The organism is Vibrio navarrensis, from assembly GCF_015767675.1.
Classification (GTDB): Bacteria; Pseudomonadota; Gammaproteobacteria; order Enterobacterales; family Vibrionaceae; genus Vibrio.
Map to the genome: position 1 here is coordinate 3,491,644 of NZ_CP065217.1, position 16,316 is coordinate 3,507,959.

Annotated in this window: 13 protein-coding genes and 2 pseudogenes; 9 read left to right on the forward strand and 6 right to left on the reverse strand. The window is 40.0% G+C overall.

Going from position 1 to position 16,316, the window contains the following annotated elements:
* The first annotated feature begins 28 nt into the window (after positions 1-28).
* Together I3X05_RS16565 and I3X05_RS16570 are read left to right on the forward strand one after the other, a co-directional pair.
* A complete protein-coding gene (locus I3X05_RS16565) occupies positions 29-1,015 on the forward strand; it encodes a serine/threonine protein kinase (protein WP_045569081.1) in 987 nt (328 codons plus the stop codon).
* Between the two features lie 31 nt (positions 1,016-1,046).
* Positions 1,047-1,655 (forward strand): thiol:disulfide interchange protein DsbA/DsbL, encoded by a 609-nt coding sequence (locus I3X05_RS16570; RefSeq protein WP_193157880.1) that lies wholly within the window; start codon positions 1,047-1,049, stop codon positions 1,653-1,655.
* Positions 1,656-1,704: 49 nt separating this feature from the next.
* On the opposite strand, the gene I3X05_RS16575 is transcribed toward I3X05_RS16570, so the two are convergent.
* Entirely contained in the window at positions 1,705-2,586 is an 882-nt protein-coding gene (locus tag I3X05_RS16575; protein WP_193157881.1) for an acyltransferase, read from the reverse strand.
* Between the two features lie 159 nt (positions 2,587-2,745).
* On the opposite strand from I3X05_RS16575, the gene I3X05_RS16580 reads away from it, so the two are divergent.
* Entirely contained in the window at positions 2,746-3,702 is a 957-nt protein-coding gene (locus tag I3X05_RS16580) for a DUF2860 domain-containing protein (RefSeq protein WP_193167740.1), read from the forward strand.
* On the opposite strand, the pseudogene I3X05_RS16585 reads toward I3X05_RS16580, so the two are convergent.
* Positions 3,699-5,027 (reverse strand): annotated as a pseudogene (locus I3X05_RS16585) (YifB family Mg chelatase-like AAA ATPase); the annotation flags it as partial. The gene I3X05_RS16580 and the pseudogene I3X05_RS16585 overlap by 4 nt on opposite strands.
* A 65-nt stretch (positions 5,028-5,092) precedes the next feature.
* On the opposite strand from I3X05_RS16585, the gene I3X05_RS16590 reads away from it, so the two are divergent.
* Entirely contained in the window at positions 5,093-6,784 is a 1,692-nt protein-coding gene (locus I3X05_RS16590; RefSeq protein WP_337970865.1) for a recombinase family protein, read from the forward strand.
* Between the two features lie 469 nt (positions 6,785-7,253).
* Positions 7,254-8,006: a hypothetical protein gene (locus I3X05_RS16595; RefSeq protein ID WP_337970866.1), complete on the forward strand. Its 753-nt coding sequence runs from the start codon at positions 7,254-7,256 to the stop codon at positions 8,004-8,006.
* 17 nt (positions 8,007-8,023) lie between these two features.
* On the opposite strand, the gene I3X05_RS16600 is transcribed toward I3X05_RS16595, so the two are convergent.
* Positions 8,024-9,529 (reverse strand): hypothetical protein, encoded by a 1,506-nt coding sequence (locus I3X05_RS16600; protein ID WP_337970867.1) that lies wholly within the window; start codon positions 9,527-9,529, stop codon positions 8,024-8,026.
* A gap of 261 nt (positions 9,530-9,790) precedes the next feature.
* Between I3X05_RS16600 and I3X05_RS16605 the strand changes: the two genes are divergently transcribed.
* Complete coding sequence (locus I3X05_RS16605; RefSeq protein WP_148510669.1) at positions 9,791-10,168, forward strand: hypothetical protein; 378 nt, start codon at positions 9,791-9,793, stop codon at positions 10,166-10,168.
* Between the two features lie 15 nt (positions 10,169-10,183).
* Here the strand turns inward: I3X05_RS16605 and I3X05_RS16610 are convergent, their stop codons facing one another.
* From I3X05_RS16610 to I3X05_RS16620, 3 genes and pseudogenes are all read right to left on the reverse strand, one after another.
* On the reverse strand, positions 10,184-11,272 hold the full coding sequence (locus I3X05_RS16610) for an HpaII family restriction endonuclease (protein ID WP_337970868.1): 1,089 nt from the start codon (positions 11,270-11,272) through the stop codon (positions 10,184-10,186).
* Positions 11,263-12,534: a DNA cytosine methyltransferase gene (locus tag I3X05_RS16615; RefSeq protein ID WP_337970869.1), complete on the reverse strand. Its 1,272-nt coding sequence runs from the start codon at positions 12,532-12,534 to the stop codon at positions 11,263-11,265. Before I3X05_RS16615 ends, I3X05_RS16610 begins: the two co-directional genes overlap by 10 nt.
* 209 nt (positions 12,535-12,743) lie before the next feature.
* A pseudogene (locus I3X05_RS16620) lies at positions 12,744-12,944 on the reverse strand (magnesium chelatase domain-containing protein); the annotation flags it as partial.
* 468 nt (positions 12,945-13,412) lie between these two features.
* Between I3X05_RS16620 and ilvG the strand changes: the two are divergent.
* Genes ilvG through ilvE form a run of 3 tightly spaced genes read left to right on the forward strand, consistent with a single transcriptional unit; the run spans position 13,413 to position 16,305 of the window.
* Complete coding sequence (gene ilvG, locus I3X05_RS16625; RefSeq protein WP_337970870.1) at positions 13,413-15,059, forward strand: acetolactate synthase 2 catalytic subunit; 1,647 nt, start codon at positions 13,413-13,415, stop codon at positions 15,057-15,059.
* 11 nt (positions 15,060-15,070) lie between these two features.
* A complete protein-coding gene (gene ilvM / locus I3X05_RS16630; RefSeq protein ID WP_039422406.1) occupies positions 15,071-15,355 on the forward strand; it encodes an acetolactate synthase 2 small subunit in 285 nt (94 codons plus the stop codon).
* A gap of 11 nt (positions 15,356-15,366) precedes the next feature.
* Complete coding sequence (ilvE, locus tag I3X05_RS16635) at positions 15,367-16,305, forward strand: branched-chain-amino-acid transaminase (RefSeq protein WP_337970871.1); 939 nt, start codon at positions 15,367-15,369, stop codon at positions 16,303-16,305.
* Positions 16,306-16,316 lie beyond the last annotated feature (11 nt).

Consider the following 16,316-nt stretch of genomic DNA (forward strand, 5'->3'; position numbering starts at 1 on the left):
AGGCTCAGTAATGAGCCTTTTTGTTTTTATGTCGCAAAGTGAGTTTAATTTTGCCGCGGTAACCCCTGACTTTATGTGGTACGCCTTAGAAAGTATTGGTGTGCGCGCTGAATCCGGATTTCTGCCGTTAAACAGTTACGAAAACCGCGTGTATCAGTTCAGCGATGAAGACCGAAAACGCTACGTGGTGAAATTCTATCGTCCAGAGCGCTGGAGCGCCGAACAGATCGAAGAGGAGCACCAGTTCACTTTAGAGCTACTCGACAACGACATTCCGGTCGCCCCGCCTTTGGTGATCAATGGCCGCACTTTGCATCACTATCAAGGACACTTATTTGCCCTGTTTACCAGCGTGGGTGGGCGGCAATTTGAAGTGGACAACCTCGATCAGCTCGAAGGCGTCGGCCGTTTTCTGGGTCGGATGCACAAAGTGGGCGGCCAACAACGTTTTGCCCATCGTCCAACCATCGGCCTGCAAGAGTACCTGCACCAGCCGCGTGCCACTCTTGAGCAATCAAAGATGATCCCACATCATCTGCAAAATAGTTTTTTCAGCGACCTTGATCGACTGATCAGTGCCATCGAGCATCACTGGCCAGCTCATAACGACATTATCCGCTTGCACGGCGATTGCCATCCGGGGAATATTCTCTGGCGCGACGGACCAATGTTCGTTGATTTAGACGATGCGCGAAATGGCCCAGCGGTACAAGATTTATGGATGTTACTCAGTGGCGAGCGTCACGAAAAAACCATGCAACTGGATATTTTGCTGGAAGGCTACCAAGAGTTTTGCGATTTTAATCACGCTCAGTTGAAACTTATCGAGCCTTTACGTGGTCTACGAATGGTGCATTATATGGCCTGGTTGGCAAAACGATGGCAGGATCCGGCGTTTCCCCTCGCCTTTCCTTGGTTCAATGAGCCAAAATACTGGGAAGGTCAGGTTCTGGCGTTTAAAGAACAAATCGCCGCTTTAGAAGAGCCCCCTCTTTCATTGATGCCGCAATGGTAACCAGCCTTACAACTAACGGAGAAATTATTAGATGAAGAAGTTGTTCGCATTTTTTTCACTGCTCATGCTCAGCCTGACAGCCAACGCTGCCAATTTTAAACAAGGTGAGCACTACAAAGTGCTGGATCTCGAAGCCTCGAAGAAACCCAGTGTCACCGAGTTCTTTTCTTTCTACTGCCCACACTGCAATAGCTTTGAGCCGATCATCCAGCAACTGAAAAATCAGTTGCCTGAAGGGGTAAAATTGCAGAAAAATCACGTCTCTTTTATGGGCGGATCGATGGGGTTCTCGATGAGCAAAGCCTACGCCACCATGATTGCGCTAAAAGTCGAAGATAAAATGGTTCCAGTGATGTTTAACCGCATTCACAACCTGCGCAAAGCGCCAAAAGATGACGCCGAGCTGCGCCAAATTTTCCTTGATGAAGGTATTGAAGGTGTTGATGAGAAGACATTTGATGCGGCCTTCAATGGCTTTGCCGTGGATTCTATGGTGCGTCGCTTTGACAAACAGTTCCAGGATAGCGGCTTATCTGGCGTGCCTGCGGTACTGGTGAACAACAAGTACCTCGTTCAGGCGCAAGGCATCAAGAGCGTTGATGAGTACATTGAACTGGTCAACTTCCTGCTGAAGAAATAATATCACTAGGTTGATAAAAATCGGGGAGCCCAATGGGCTCCCCGATTTTTTAACCTCGGTGAATCTCTTTGAGCACAGCATCTTTTTCCTGCCAAAGATCGCCGAGCCACTGCTGAAACTGACGCTTGTAGGGTTTATCGTTGAAATAGTCGCCCATCACCTGCTCACTCACCGGTAAGACACGGATACGCACCACGATTTTGCGCATTCGCCCAAGCAGCAGATCGCGAAAAGGTTTGTCGGTGTTATGCGGATAAGCCAGCGTGACATCGATGATATGATCAAACTGCTCGCCCATCGCCGCTAAAGTATAAGCAATACCACCCGATTTCGGTTGCAGCAAATAGTCGTAACCCGCTTTACTGCTGCGCTTTTTCTGTTCAGTAAAACGCGTTCCTTCGACATAGTTAACCACGGTCGTTGGCGAATGTTGAAACTTGGCGCAAGAGCGGCGTGTGGTTTGTAAATCTTGCCCGCGCTTGTGTGGATGGCGGAGCAAATACTCACGTGAATAACGACGCATAAACGGCATATCCAAAGCCCAACAAGCCATACCGATAAAAGGCACGTACAGCAGTTGCTGTTTGAGAAAAAACTTCGGCATTGGAATACGATCTTTGAACACGCTGCACAGCACCACAATGTCGGTCCAACTGAGATGATTACTGATCAGTAGGTACCAGCCATCCTTCTTTAACCCTTCTCCACCCTGAATATCCCACTCGACCCGGTTGGACAGAGACAAAAGCTGGGTATTGACCGTTGCCCATAACCACATCATACGATTGGCGGCCGCCGTGGCATGAGATTTTAAACGGATGGTCGGCAACACCATTTTGATGAGGGCAATCAGGCAGATTGCGATCGAACACACTGCCGAGTTGAGAATAACCAGAAAAACGTTAATCAAAAGTAACAAATATGCCAACATAATGATGTTCAATAACCCATCTATCAGGTGAAGAAAAAAACAGCGTGTGATTATACTGTTCCAGGGTCAGTTTGGAACACGTGAAAAAATGGTCCGAGTAGTTTTCACCAGTTAATGTGCGCCTTCACCCGCGAACACAGCAAACCATAAGGATAAACCATGCGAAAACTCATTTTGGCAACCCTCATCGGCGTTGCCACTCAGTCAGCACAGGCAGGACTAGCGGATAGCCAAGGCTACAGCGGGGAGTTGTCACTCATCACCGGTTACAGCGCCAGTGAATCCAACTTCAATACCGAAGCAGAGGCCAGCATCAGCGATTATCGCGCACCGTCTTCAAGCGAAAGCCAAGCGCTGATTGGTATTCTGGGCAACTTCGCCTACACCTTCGGTCAAGGGTTGGAACATCAAGTGTATCTGGGCACCACTCGCGCAGATGTTGCGGTCGGCACACTGGCGCTACAACTGGGTTACAAGCACCAATTGCCGTCGGGTATCGTGCTTGATGTTTCACTACTGCCAACCGTGATGTCAGGTGAAACGTGGCAAGATCCTTATGCGCTTAATACTCAGCGCCAAACCACCGATGAAGATGGCATAGTGTATCGCTTTAAATTGGAAAATCTCGCCGACGGTAACCTTAGCGCCGATTTTGCTTATGCAAGCAAAGAGATAGAGAAGGACACCGTGAGCGATACCAGTTTACGCAGAGATGGCAAGAGCTATTACGTCAAGGTGGATTACCGGTATATGCTGCGCCCAACCAGTTTCTTACTGCCTGCGTTCACCTACATCCAGCACGATGCGGATGGCAAAGCCGCCTCTTATGACTCCTACGCCGCCGATCTAAGTTGGTTTAACATCATGGATCGTCACCGCTTAGCTTTAACCGCAGGTTATAGCTTGCAAGATTACCAAGCCAGCAGCCAGGTCTTTGCTAAAACGCGCGAAGATCAGCAATTGAGCCTGTTTTTGGCCTATGAATATCAGAACCTGTTCATGCAGCCTCAATGGTCGTTCATCACGCTCGCTGGCTACAACCAGACTAGTTCGAACATCGCCTTTTACGATGCGCAAGATGTGCTACTTTCTGTCGGGATCAACTACCGTTTTTAAACTGCTTGTGCGGTCAATTGCCTGAGCAGCCGATCCATCGCCCGATAGCCCAGCGCTTCCGCCAAATGAGGACGGGTTATCTGCTCAGCCCCTTGCAGATCGGCAATGGTGCGCGCCACTTTGATAATACGATGATAGGCGCGAATAGAGAGCCCGAGTCGATGCAGGGCGGTTTCTAAAAATTGCGCATCTTCCTTGGCCAGCGGGCAGTAGGTCTCAATCTCTCGACTGCCTAACAGTGCATTCACTTTGCCATTGCGCTGTTGCATGCGCTCTCTGGCCAAGTTGACGCGCTGTTTGACCAACGCAGTTGGCTCCCCGCGATCCCCGCCTTCCGCCAGCATCCCTTTGGGAAGGGAGGGGATTTCTAACGACATATCGAAGCGATCAAGCAGCGGCCCTGACAAACGGCTCAGATAACGCAGAATTGCCTGCGGATTGGCGCGTGCTTGGTTCCCTTCGTAATAGCCGGTTGGACTCGGGTTTAGCGCTCCGACCAACTGAAAGCGCGCTGGAAAGCGGGTTTTGCCTTGCGCCCGAGAGATAATAATTTCACCCGACTCCAACGGCTCTCGTAGCGAGTCAAGCACCTTGCGTTCAAACTCAGGCATTTCATCGAGAAAGAGCAAGCCATTGTGCGCCAGGGAAATTTCGCCCGGCCGAGGAATCGATCCACCGCCGACTAACGCCGCCATTGAACTGGAGTGGTGCGGCGCGCGAAACGGTCGTTGCTTCCAGTTGTGTTCGGTGATATCACTTTGCATCAGAGAAGCCACCGAGGCGGTTTCCATCGCCTCCTCCGTACTCATTTCCGGCAGTAAATCGCGCAAACGTGACGCGAGCATGGTTTTTCCTGTGCCGGGCGGGCCAAGGAAAAGTAAGTTGTGGTTGCCCGCCGCCGCAATCTCTAACGCACGTTTACCCTGCTGCTGACCGATAATATCCTGCAAATCCCGTTCATGGCTTTGGCGAGTTGGCTGCTTGGGTGTTTGATACAAAGTCAAACTTTGCTGACCACACAGGTGCGCGCACACTTCCAACAGTGATTGTGCCGAGCGGTGTCGCTCCTTACTCACCAGTGCCACTTGATCGCCATTAGCGTGAGGAACCACTAACTGACGATCGGCCAGATTGGCCGCCAGTGCTGCAGGTAGTACCCCCTTTACGCAGCGCAGCTCTCCACTTAACGCCAGCTCGCCAATAAATTCATGTGCCGCGATATGTTGCATAGGGATTTGATCCGATGCCGCCAAGATCCCCAGCGCAATCGGTAAGTCGAAACGCCCGCCCTCTTTGGGCAAGTCGGCTGGCGCCAAATTGACCGTGCTTTTTAATATAATTTACAGGAAAGAATTTATGTTAAGATTTGCATAATATTAGGAGTCTAGTGATGCAAAAAATCATATACCCATACGTGCGGTTTAGCAGTGAACAACAATCTGGCGGTAGTTCTTACAAGCGACAACTTGGCGATATTTTAAAGTATGCGAAAGAGAACGGCTATACCGTAAATGATAGCCTTGAATTGAGAGATTTAGGCTTATCAGCGTATAATGCCGATCATATCAAAAAAGGCTCACTAGGTGATTTCTTTGACGCTATAGATATGGGAATTATCGAGACAGACGGAACTGCTTATCTGTGTGTTGAGCAATTTGATCGACTTTCACGACAGAGCTTAGATGATGCATCTGATGTATTAAGAAAAATACTTAGAGCCAATATCAACGTCATAACGCTGATGGATAAGAGAGTTTACACAAAAGAGAGTCTCAATGACTTAATGAGCGTTATGTATTCATCTATGCTGATGGCTCAGGCTAATGAAGAAAGTGCAAAAAAATCAGAACGGATTCTAAAGAGTTTTGACGCTAGACTAGACGCACTACATGACGGTAAACAAATACAATATGTTGGGGTTTTTCCTGGTTGGATCGACAATAAAGGCACTAAGAAAGAAACAAATTTTGTTTTAAATAAAAAAGCTGAAATCGTAAAAAAAATATTCAAAATGTATATAAATGGAACATCTTTTAACGAAATAGCTAGAACTCTAAATTATGAAAAAATTCCGCAAGTAGCAAAAAAAAGACAAAGAAATTTTACTAACCTTTGGAGTTCAGCAAAAGTAAATCACATTTTAAAAAATCGCTGTGTATTAGGAGAACTGTACATTCGAAAAACTGGTGATACCTTTAAAAACTACTATCCTCAAATCATTTCAAACGATGATTGGGATATAGTTCAATCTATGACTAAAACAAAAAAAATAATAAAAACGTCAGGGCGAAATTCAATAAACATCTTTACAGGAAAATTATTTTGTTCTGGTTGTGGCCAGAAATATTATTTTGAAACTGACGATAAAACTTTAAAAACAGGTAAAAAATATTATCATATGCTTAAATGCTCAGGTAGACGAGGGCTACAATGTAAAAGTGCATCTATAAAGTATGATGATTTTCTAACATCAATGCCTAACATGTTCGGTCTAATAGATAAAAAACCACAAGACTATAGCGATAAGATCAAAAAAATAAAAGAAAAAATAACTGAGATATCAGGTTATTCAAAAGATATTAATGAAAAATTATTATTACTTGAAGAACTTAACAATAATAACGAACTAGATTTTACAATATATCTTAAAGAAAGTTCAAAGCTACAAAAACAAATAAGAGAGAATGATGCACGTATAGCCAGTTTCAAAGTTAGTATATCAAGATTATCAAGTGATAATAAATTAGATTATTTTGACAAAAACGATCCTATTTCAATAAAAAAAGCAAAAAAATTCATAAATGATAATTTTGCAGGATTTATAGTTTCAAGCGATTCCAGAAACTGTACTGCTTTATATAACAATGGTCAAATCATTCACTTTAAAGTAAAAAATAGCAAGATAGAAAAAACAAAGAATATTATTGAAAAAGCCGATGGTTTCAAAGAATTTTTCGACCTTAAAGAGGAAGTAGTTCAAGCCTATAAAAATGGCACAATGGACGGACGTTTTGCTGAGGTATTAAAAGCAACAAATTTCTGGGGAATTGAAACTCCAGAAAAAGATTACACATTAGAATAATATTTTGCTAGTAAAATACGAATAACCATATATTTTTGTGTTTGAAGATAGAATTATCACGAAATACAAATAAATTTTCGCTATGCTCAAATTCCAACATCAGCTTATGAGCGTAGCGATTTTATATACTCTTAATTATTCTTTTTCTTTATTAAGATAATCTCTTCATTAATTATATTGTCTTCATTAATAGGCTGACACTTAGGGTTATATATATATGACAGTTCGGGGTATAAATAAAGACATTTAGGGGTATAGATAAAAGACAGATTGGGGTATTGACAAAAAAAATAAATATGTATTAATAATACTTATAAAAATAAAAGCTCTCAAATTAATGAGAGCAATTATTTTAAACTTCCAGCAAGAAGAATAATTATAATTAAGTATAAAACACTTTAACATTAAGTCAATATTAGTATTATTTTATTCTTTACGAAGTTATTAACCAATATAAGGAATAAATAATATGAATAACAACCAATTTTTAGCATTACCAAACGAAATAATGAAAAACGATAACCCATTACATTATGAATTTTTTAACTTTAAAAACAATATTGATTTTAAAGTTTTTTTAATGATCCTATCTATATCAACGATGCTCTATAAAGATAATGGATTAAGAAAGCAAACATTTACCCTTAATGGGATATTAAGTAGAGATACATATTTACCCAGATCTAAACTTAATTTTGAGAAATTGGAATCTATCATTAACAATTTAAATTTATCACCTTTTTTTAAATCTATTATAGTAAATAAATCTCTTCTAAATCCAACAAATAACACAGAAGAAAATGAAGAAGAGGCAACAAAATACGCATTAACGAACTCATTAAACAAATCCGTAGAATTAGAGTTATCGGATGAATACCTTAATTTAATCAACAACAAAAATAATGGTTTCAACAAAATAAAGCTCGAAGAGTTAAAAAGTTGCAGAGAAGCAAAAGCAACAAAATTAAAAGTAATAACAATGATGAAACCAAAAGGATACTTACACTTAAACTATTTATTAAAGGTTCTTTCTATTAACTGTAATTTAAATAGAACCGATAAGATAAGACAGATAAAAAGAGCATTCAACGGCATAAACATCGAATTTGAATATAAACACCCAAAGAGAAATAAAAAAAATGAAATAAAACCAGAATACTATAAATTTCACTACGATACATTAATAACTGAAAAAAATAATTTAGATGATATTAAGTTTTAAATAAATATGAACTATTATTAGTTCATTTTATTTCTGTTGTTTATAATGACATTTTTCTTTTCTTCAGTTGGTTGTAAATCAACCGCATCATTCTTTAACCTCTCCCCTAAATTATGATCAATTTCGTTAATTTGTTTTTGCCTTTTAAAATAATTAAATAGGCTTGGTTTTAAATCATTCACTGCATATTCATAAGCACTTATTAAACCATCTTTTACCGCTTCTTTTAATTCTTCAAACTTCTTATTCAGATCATTAATTTTTTCATTCAGTGTCTTTAAAATATTTTTCTTATCAATTATTTCAATATCTATTTTTTCAACCTCTTCTTTTTTTGTTTTTATAACCAGATTTTGAGTTGCTATTTTTGTTTTATTTTTAGCTATGTTATCGTTTGTTTCTATTAATTTTTCATCAGCCACCTTATTTTGTTCTTTCAATTTATTAGATCTAGTCCACTCTCTTTTTTGTGACGGTCTAAATTTATCTTTGAATTTTTCAAAATCGTTTAATTTTTCTGCTGCTGATCTTTTTTCAAGGTTTATGTCATATTTCCTTTCTTTTAAAAAAACATTCATCTTTTCAAAAATATAATCTTGATATACTTCACCGAATTTTTGAACTTCTGGAAATGTTAAATCATTATAATGTTTCTTATTTCCAAAAGGAAAAACCTTACTTTCTTTTTTATATACTCTTTTCAAGTTCAAAAAAACTTGTTGCTGAATGTCCATCTCTCCAGTTTTATTATTTTTTCCAGAGTATTCAATATGTGCATGTGGATTATCTGGATTTTCATCTAAATGAATAACTAAATAATTAATAGAAAAATCAGGATATAACGATTTACTAATGGCATTTACAAAATTTGCCAAATCAGTAGGTTTAACATTCAGCCCTGTATCATCAGGGAACTTATAAACCAACTCCTTGCTAAAAACTGTATATTCTGTATTTCTACTTTTAACACCTAATAATTGATTGTAATCTGATAGTTCTTTTATTCGTTTTAATTTTTGATTAAAACGCTTTATTTTGACAGAACAATTTTTCAAATTGGAAATTTCTGTTTCTGGATCGATTTCATCATTGCCTAGCCTATCCGTTAAGTTTTGCCAGAACTCACATTCTGAACCATCAGAGCCATCCTTATAACGTTTTAATGCAGCTTTTGCTTTTGCCCTTCTATCAGATAATTCAGCTTTGTTGGAGTCGCTAAAGGCGCTTTCCAGATTAGCCAAGTATTCCTTTTTTTCTTTATCAAGTTTAGATGTTATTTGATTATAAAAGTCTTCTCCTTTATCAGGATCAGATATTTTTAATTTGCCATTTTCATCAGTAATATATAAAATATTATTTTTTGTTAAATCGAAATCACAGATGTCATTAATTTCTAATTTATCTGTATATAAATTTTCAAGAACCGATTTGGCTCTTAAATTATGAGCACGAGATCTATTTGCTTTACCTCTACGATGTCCGTGATGATTGAAATTAGAGTGATATAATCTTTGTTTTGTCATTTACTTTTCTCCTATATTTTTATTCCCTCTTTTTATTTGATTAAACTTTTTAAAGTTTACCAACCTAAAATTAAAGTTTATCCGAGCGCAGCAATGGAAAACTTATATTTTAGAATCGTTGGTAGTCTATTTATTATATATCCCAAGTGTAAAATCTAACTTCTACACAATAATATTAATTACATAACTTTAAACAAAGTCAACATTATTCATTGATAAATAATTACTTAATGATATTTTGTATTTAGTGAGGTGTATAATATGGACAATAACAAAAACGCTATAAAAATATTTCTAGATTCAAAAAACAAAACTAATTTATCTAATAATCTAAATGATAAAATAATATTGAAAGGAAACATATGTGATAATGAAAAAGAAAAATTAAAAGAACGGTTAATAATAAAGAAAAACCTAGAAAATAGAAAAGAAGACCCAAGTCAAAGGTTAAAAGACAAAATAGAAAGCCACCAATTAAAAATTGGTGATTTAGAAGCTCAAATAAATAATATTAAATCACTATTTCTTCAATCAATAGAGATCACTAATATTGCATTATCTGAGCTTAGAAAAGTAGATCTAAAAAAAGCTAATGAGATAGAATTTTCTATAGCATTAAAAAAGCCTACAAAAATGTAGGCTTTAAAATATATTCTATTTTAAAAATCTTATCTGCAAATTTAGATTCAAATAATAACATCCAGAATCTTCATATACTTCTCCAAAAGAATGTTTACTAGTACTTGCTGTTTCAAGTTTAGTATTTGAGAATAAATATTCTTCAAATTCATTTTTATTATATAAATGATAACATAATATATCTCCGTCATCTTTAACGACTAAATAACCACCAGTTGCATCATATTGACCAGTCCATACTTTTGCAGGTGTAAGTCCTAATGCTATATCTGTTAGCATTTTTTTAATTTTATATGTATAAAAACGATGATTATTTGAAGTATCAAATCCTACTGGGTTAAGCTCTTCTAAGTGCTCAACTAATTCTTTCAATTTTGAAGTGTTTAATTCATAAAAATCAATAAGAATATTGCTTACAATAAATGGTAGAGAACTATCAATTAATACTAGATTATTTGAAAATACACTATTATTTATTTTATCAAATTCTAGCTTCCCACCAATCTCCTTAATCTTAGAAATTCTATTTATAATTTTATTTGGATTTTGAATGCTATTAACTACACTAATATCATCAAAATTTAAACCATGAATTTTAAATCTAAAATTTGTAGCTTTACTGGCATTTAATAAAGTTGACGGAGAACCAAGTTGAGATTTTATACTAAAACCAAGAACAGGTTGTTGTTTTGTTTTTTCATCATGTATAACTATCGTTATATCGGTTTTTTGGCTTGATGATGCTTTTATAGAACTGCAATGTATCTGTTTCATAAAATTTTCAATTTCAGGAATTGAAAATGTGGTATTTTTTTGTTTTTTATTTTCTAATATTTTTTCAAGTGTTTTTTGTGCTTTTTGAGCAAAATCGGATACTGGAAGTTTTAATAGTTGTTTACCTGCACTTGTAATAAATACAACATTTTGATCTATTGAGTATTCAAATTCATCATTCTTTTCTGTTCTTAAAATTTTAAGAACTGGATAAACAAGATCTTTAAGTTTCTCAAGTGATTCATTACCAGCATACAGTTTTTCATCTCCTAATACTTTTAGAAGGGTATATATTTCACTCCATTCTCCAATATTTCCTTTTATTGACATGCTATCCCCAACAAATCTAATATTTCTTTAGCTATAGCTTGAACGGCTGGAATAGCTACTGAGTTTCCAAATTGTTTATATGCTTGTGCATCTGATACAATAATTTTATACTCATCTGGAAATCCTTGTAATCTAGCCCACTCTCTAGGGGTCATTTTTCTTATCCCCTCACGATTCACTACACCTTTAATTTTTGTCACAGGTATAAAGTTGGTCAGTTTATGATCTAAAACCAAATTACGCTCTCGTCCCATTCCTCCACAAACAACAGCGTTAGCAATTCCATTATTATCTAAAATTTGGTAACCAAAACCGTTTCCCTTATCTTCATGTCGTTTTTTATGATTCTTCAACGTAGATAAATATTGTGTTGAAAGATAATATTTAACAGAAACCTCTTTCTTTTCAAGTATATCAGCAACACTAGTTTTTATATTTTTAGGCCTAGGATAATTGAATAAATTAACATTTAGGTCTTTTCTAAAACCAACTATAAATATCCTTTCTCTATTTTGCGGCACACCAAAATCTTTTGCATTTATAATTTGAGGTTCAGGAACAAAGTAGCCTAAGTCTTCTCTTAAAACATTAAGTATTGTGTCTAAGGTTTTTCCTTTATCGTGATTAGTTAACCCCTTAACATTTTCCAATAAAAATGCTTTGGGTTTATGTCTTTTTATGATTTCAGCCACATCAAAGAAAAGCGTCCCTCTGGTATCTTCGAATCCCCCTCTCTTACCAGCAATAGAAAATGCTTGGCAAGGGAAGCCTGCACATAAAAAATCAAACGAATGTGGTATTGCAGCTTTAGTTTCTGATAAAGTAATATCACCAAATGGTAATTTGCCGAAATTTGCTTTATAAGTTTTTTTAGAGTACTGATCCCATTCACTAGAAAAAACACATTCTCCACCAAGATTTTGTAATGCCAGTCTAAAACCTCCAATACCAGCAAATAAGTCTATAAAAGTAAAAGCTGAATTATTAGGAGTAGGGAAGGGACAGCTCATTTCTGAGCTATTAGACATCATGTTTAATACATCCTGAACCACATCATCAGATATTTCCTTTTCAGGATACTTCCAAGACAATACTGACTTTAGAAAACTTACTGCATCTTCCTTAAAATGCTCAGAAAACTCAACTTGTTTACTATGCAAAAAATGAGTTAGAGAAGCTATTTTATCTTGTTGTTCGAAAAAATTTTTATTGAAATGTTGATCATTCAATACGTTATCTAAAAAGCTATCTGTAATTACCATTGATGAACCTTGTTATCATTTGTAACAACCATAAGAACTGTTCATGCATACAGTATTGGTTTATTTTAACGCTATAGTATATATCAACCAGAACAATACTTACACTTGCAAAAACGCACCTGCAAGATACCAAAAAATCCATCCTGAAGACTCCTAAGGTTACACTATATAGTAGAATATATAATTCTATTCCTGTAAATCTTGCGTAATACTGTGATCCGTTTGGCGGGAAACTGAAAATTGCTGTTGACGATCGCGCTGCGCACTCGATCTTTCGATTCTTTAACGGTGGTTTCCGGCAAACCCACCAAAGTAAATCCAGGTAGACCGTTACTGATATGGACTTCCACACTCACCAATGGCGCTTCGACCCCAACACTTGCACGACTATGAATGATGGCCAGTCCCATTTTATCCTCGTTAATTTATAGGTTCGATAAAGCAAAGTTTTTTAGCCAGACCAGTTATATAGCTTGAAGCGCCAAGAGGAGAATGTGAAAAAAGAATGAGTTTTTGCTTGTCACACTGCAGTTTTGTGTGTTACCACTAGTGACGCAAACAATTTCGTACAACATTACATAACAGATTTAACGACAGACAGATGAACTTTGCCGCTCAAATTAACTCTCTAATTATCCTCATTATCGTGGTCCTGATTAGCACCGCGCGGGGTAGAGTGGGCGCAAAATAACCACAAGATTTTAAAAACCCCCGCACTGAAAAGTCCGGGGGTTTTTTTACAGCCATGGGTTGGCGAAGTTCTAAACTGAATACAACAAATTTTACAGTTCAGAAATGACGGGAAGTATGGGAGCGCACGCTATGTGCAATAAGTATGGAAATCGCTACCAACCACAAGGTAGCCAAGGGGGCACACGATGACTGGAGCAGAGTTAGTCGTTGCCGCATTAAAACAGCAGGGCATCAAAACCGTTTTCGGCTACCCAGGTGGTGCCATCATGCCAATTTACGATGCCCTATACGATGGCGGAGTAGAACACATTCTTTGCCGACATGAACAAGGTGCGGCGATGGCAGCGATTGGTATGGCGCGAGCCACGCAAGATGTGGCGGTGTGTATGGCCACATCCGGCCCCGGCGCAACCAACCTAGTGACTGGTTTGGCGGATGCCTTCCTGGATTCAGTGCCGCTGGTGGCCATCACAGGGCAAGTCGCCAGTTCACATATCGGCACCGACGCTTTCCAAGAGATGGATGTGATTGGTATGTCGCTATCCTGTACTAAGCACAGTTACTTAGTGACCGACATCAATGAGCTGGCCCCAACCTTGGCGGAAGCCTTTGAAGTGGCCAAAACCGGACGACCGGGCCCAGTGATTGTCGATATCGCCAAAGACGTCCAGCTTGCAAAAGCGCCTGTTGAACTGCTTGCTCCTTTTACGCCTCCTGCATTACCCAAAGTCAGCCAAGTTGATGTCGCTCGAGCTCAAACACTTCTCGACCAATCCTCTCGCCCAGTGCTGTATGTGGGCGGCGGCGTGCAAATTGGCAAAGCGACCCACACGGTACGTGAGTTTTTGCGCCTTAACCCAATGCCTGCTGTTAGTACCTTAAAAGGCCTTGGCACCATTGAGCGCCACGACCCTCACTATTTGGGCATGCTTGGCATGCACGGCACCAAAGCAGCCAACCTCGTAGTGCAAGAAGCGGATCTTTTGTTGGTCGTCGGTGCACGTTTTGATGACCGTGTGACGGGCAAACTGGAGACCTTCGCTCCTCACGCCAAAGTGATCCACATCGATATCGACGCGGCAGAAATCAGTAAATTGCGTCATGCCAATGCGCCGTTACGCGGCGATATCAATGTCATCTTGCCTCAGCTCGAACTGACTCGTGATATTTCCCCTTGGGTTCATCACTGTGAAAGCCTACGCAGCGGTTTTAAGTGGCGCTACGATCATCCGGGCGAGCTTATTTACGCGCCGGGGCTACTAAAACAACTTTCAGATCTGATGCCAGACAATACCATCGTCTCCACCGATGTTGGCCAACACCAGATGTGGGCAGCGCAGCACATTCAGCCGCGCGAGCCACAAAATTTCATCACTTCTGCTGGCCTTGGCACCATGGGTTTTGGCTTGCCAGCGGCGATGGGCGCTGCGGTGGCAAGACCGGATGCACAATCGGTGCTGATCTCTGGTGATGGCTCAATCATGATGAACATCCAAGAGTTGGGTACGCTGAAGCGCCGCCAAATCCCAGTCAAAATCGTCTTGTTGAACAACCAACGTCTTGGCATGGTGCGTCAGTGGCAATCGCTGTTCTTCGATGGTCGTCACAGTGAAACCATCCTTGATGACAACCCTGATTTCGTCATGTTAGCCAAGGCCTTCAATATTCCGGGTAAAACCATTACCAAGAAAGAAGAAGTGGAACCGGCACTCAAAGAGATGCTGGCAAGCAAGACCGCTTACTTACTGCATGTGTTGATTGATGAAGAAGAAAATGTGTGGCCGCTGGTACCGCCAGGTGCGTCAAACAGTGATATGTTGGAAAACACCTAGGAGAACCCCTGATGGAACGTTATTTATTAGACATCAAAGCCGATGACAAACCGGTGCTGTTAGAGCGTGTTCTCCGTGTAATTCGCCACCGCGGCTTTGTGATTAAGCAAGTCGCTGCAACGCAAAACCATGAGAGCAAGGTCGCCAGTGTCGAGATCATTGTAGATAGCGATCGTCCTATCTCATTTCTCATCAATCAAATTGAAAAATTGTGGGATATTCGTAGTGTTGAGGTGATGAAGATTCGTAACGACGAGCTCCCTAACAACAATCTACAACAACACGTAAGTGCATAAGGAAGGCAATAATGGCAACGAAAACAGCAGATTATATCTGGTTTAATGGCAAGATGGTTCCCTGGGCACAAGCGAATGTGCACGTTCTGACTCACGCCATGCACTACGGCACCTCCGTGTTTGAAGGGGTTCGCTGTTACAACACGCCAAAAGGGCCGATTGTCTTCCGTCACCAAGAACATGCACAGCGTCTGAAAGATTCCGCCAAGATTTACCGCTTCCCAATTCCCTATTCAGTGGAAGAGATCATGGAAGCAACGCGTGAAACGCTACGTCAAAACAAGCTGGATAACGCCTACATTCGTCCACTGGCGTTTGTCGGCAACGTTGGTTTGGGAGTTTGCCCACCAGTGGGAAGCGAAATGGAGTTGATCATTGCCGCCTTCCCTTGGGGCTCTTACTTAGGGGAAGAAGCGTTGGAAAATGGCGTTGATGCCATGGTCTCAAGCTGGAACCGCGCCGCGCCAAACACCATTCCGACCGCAGCGAAAGCGGGCGGTAACTACCTCTCTTCTCTACTGGTTGGTGGTGAAGCGCGCCGTCATGGCTATGCAGAAGGGATTGCGTTAAGCGTGGATGGTTACCTTTCAGAAGGGGCGGGCGAAAATATTTTCGTGATCAAAAATGGCGTCATCACCACCCCACCAGCGACTGCGGCGATTTTGCCGGGCATCACTCGCGATTCCATCATGACGCTCGCGCGTGAGATGGGTTATGAAGTGCGTGAGGCCAACATCGCCCGTGAGGCGCTCTACTTAGCAGACGAAGTGTTTATGACGGGTACGGCCGCAGAAGTGGTTCCGGTGCGTAGCGTCGATCAAATTCAAGTGGGCGCAGGCAAACGCGGCCCAATCACCAAAGCGGTTCAAGAAGCGTACTTTGGTCTATTCAATGGCACCACCGAAGATAAGTGGGGCTGGTTAGATTACGTGTACCCAGAGAAGAAGTAGGGAGACAAGAC

Excerpts from the sequence above, each read along its gene's own strand:
- I3X05_RS16565 (WP_045569081.1), top strand. The coding sequence starts at position 29 with ATGTCGCAAAGTGAGTTTAATTTTGCCGCGGTAACCCCTGACTTTATG.
- I3X05_RS16570 (WP_193157880.1), top strand. The coding sequence starts at position 1,047 with ATGAAGAAGTTGTTCGCATTTTTTTCACTGCTCATGCTCAGCCTGACA.
- I3X05_RS16575 (WP_193157881.1), bottom strand. The coding sequence starts at position 2,586 with ATGTTGGCATATTTGTTACTTTTGATTAACGTTTTTCTGGTTATTCTC.
- I3X05_RS16580 (WP_193167740.1), top strand. The coding sequence starts at position 2,746 with ATGCGAAAACTCATTTTGGCAACCCTCATCGGCGTTGCCACTCAGTCA.
- I3X05_RS16590 (WP_337970865.1), top strand. The coding sequence starts at position 5,093 with ATGCAAAAAATCATATACCCATACGTGCGGTTTAGCAGTGAACAACAA.
- I3X05_RS16595 (WP_337970866.1), top strand. The coding sequence starts at position 7,254 with ATGAATAACAACCAATTTTTAGCATTACCAAACGAAATAATGAAAAAC.
- I3X05_RS16600 (WP_337970867.1), bottom strand. The coding sequence starts at position 9,529 with ATGACAAAACAAAGATTATATCACTCTAATTTCAATCATCACGGACAT.
- I3X05_RS16605 (WP_148510669.1), top strand. The coding sequence starts at position 9,791 with ATGGACAATAACAAAAACGCTATAAAAATATTTCTAGATTCAAAAAAC.
- I3X05_RS16610 (WP_337970868.1), bottom strand. The coding sequence starts at position 11,272 with ATGTCAATAAAAGGAAATATTGGAGAATGGAGTGAAATATATACCCTT.
- I3X05_RS16615 (WP_337970869.1), bottom strand. The coding sequence starts at position 12,534 with ATGGTAATTACAGATAGCTTTTTAGATAACGTATTGAATGATCAACAT.
- ilvG (WP_337970870.1), top strand. The coding sequence starts at position 13,413 with ATGACTGGAGCAGAGTTAGTCGTTGCCGCATTAAAACAGCAGGGCATC.
- ilvM (WP_039422406.1), top strand. The coding sequence starts at position 15,071 with ATGGAACGTTATTTATTAGACATCAAAGCCGATGACAAACCGGTGCTG.
- ilvE (WP_337970871.1), top strand. The coding sequence starts at position 15,367 with ATGGCAACGAAAACAGCAGATTATATCTGGTTTAATGGCAAGATGGTT.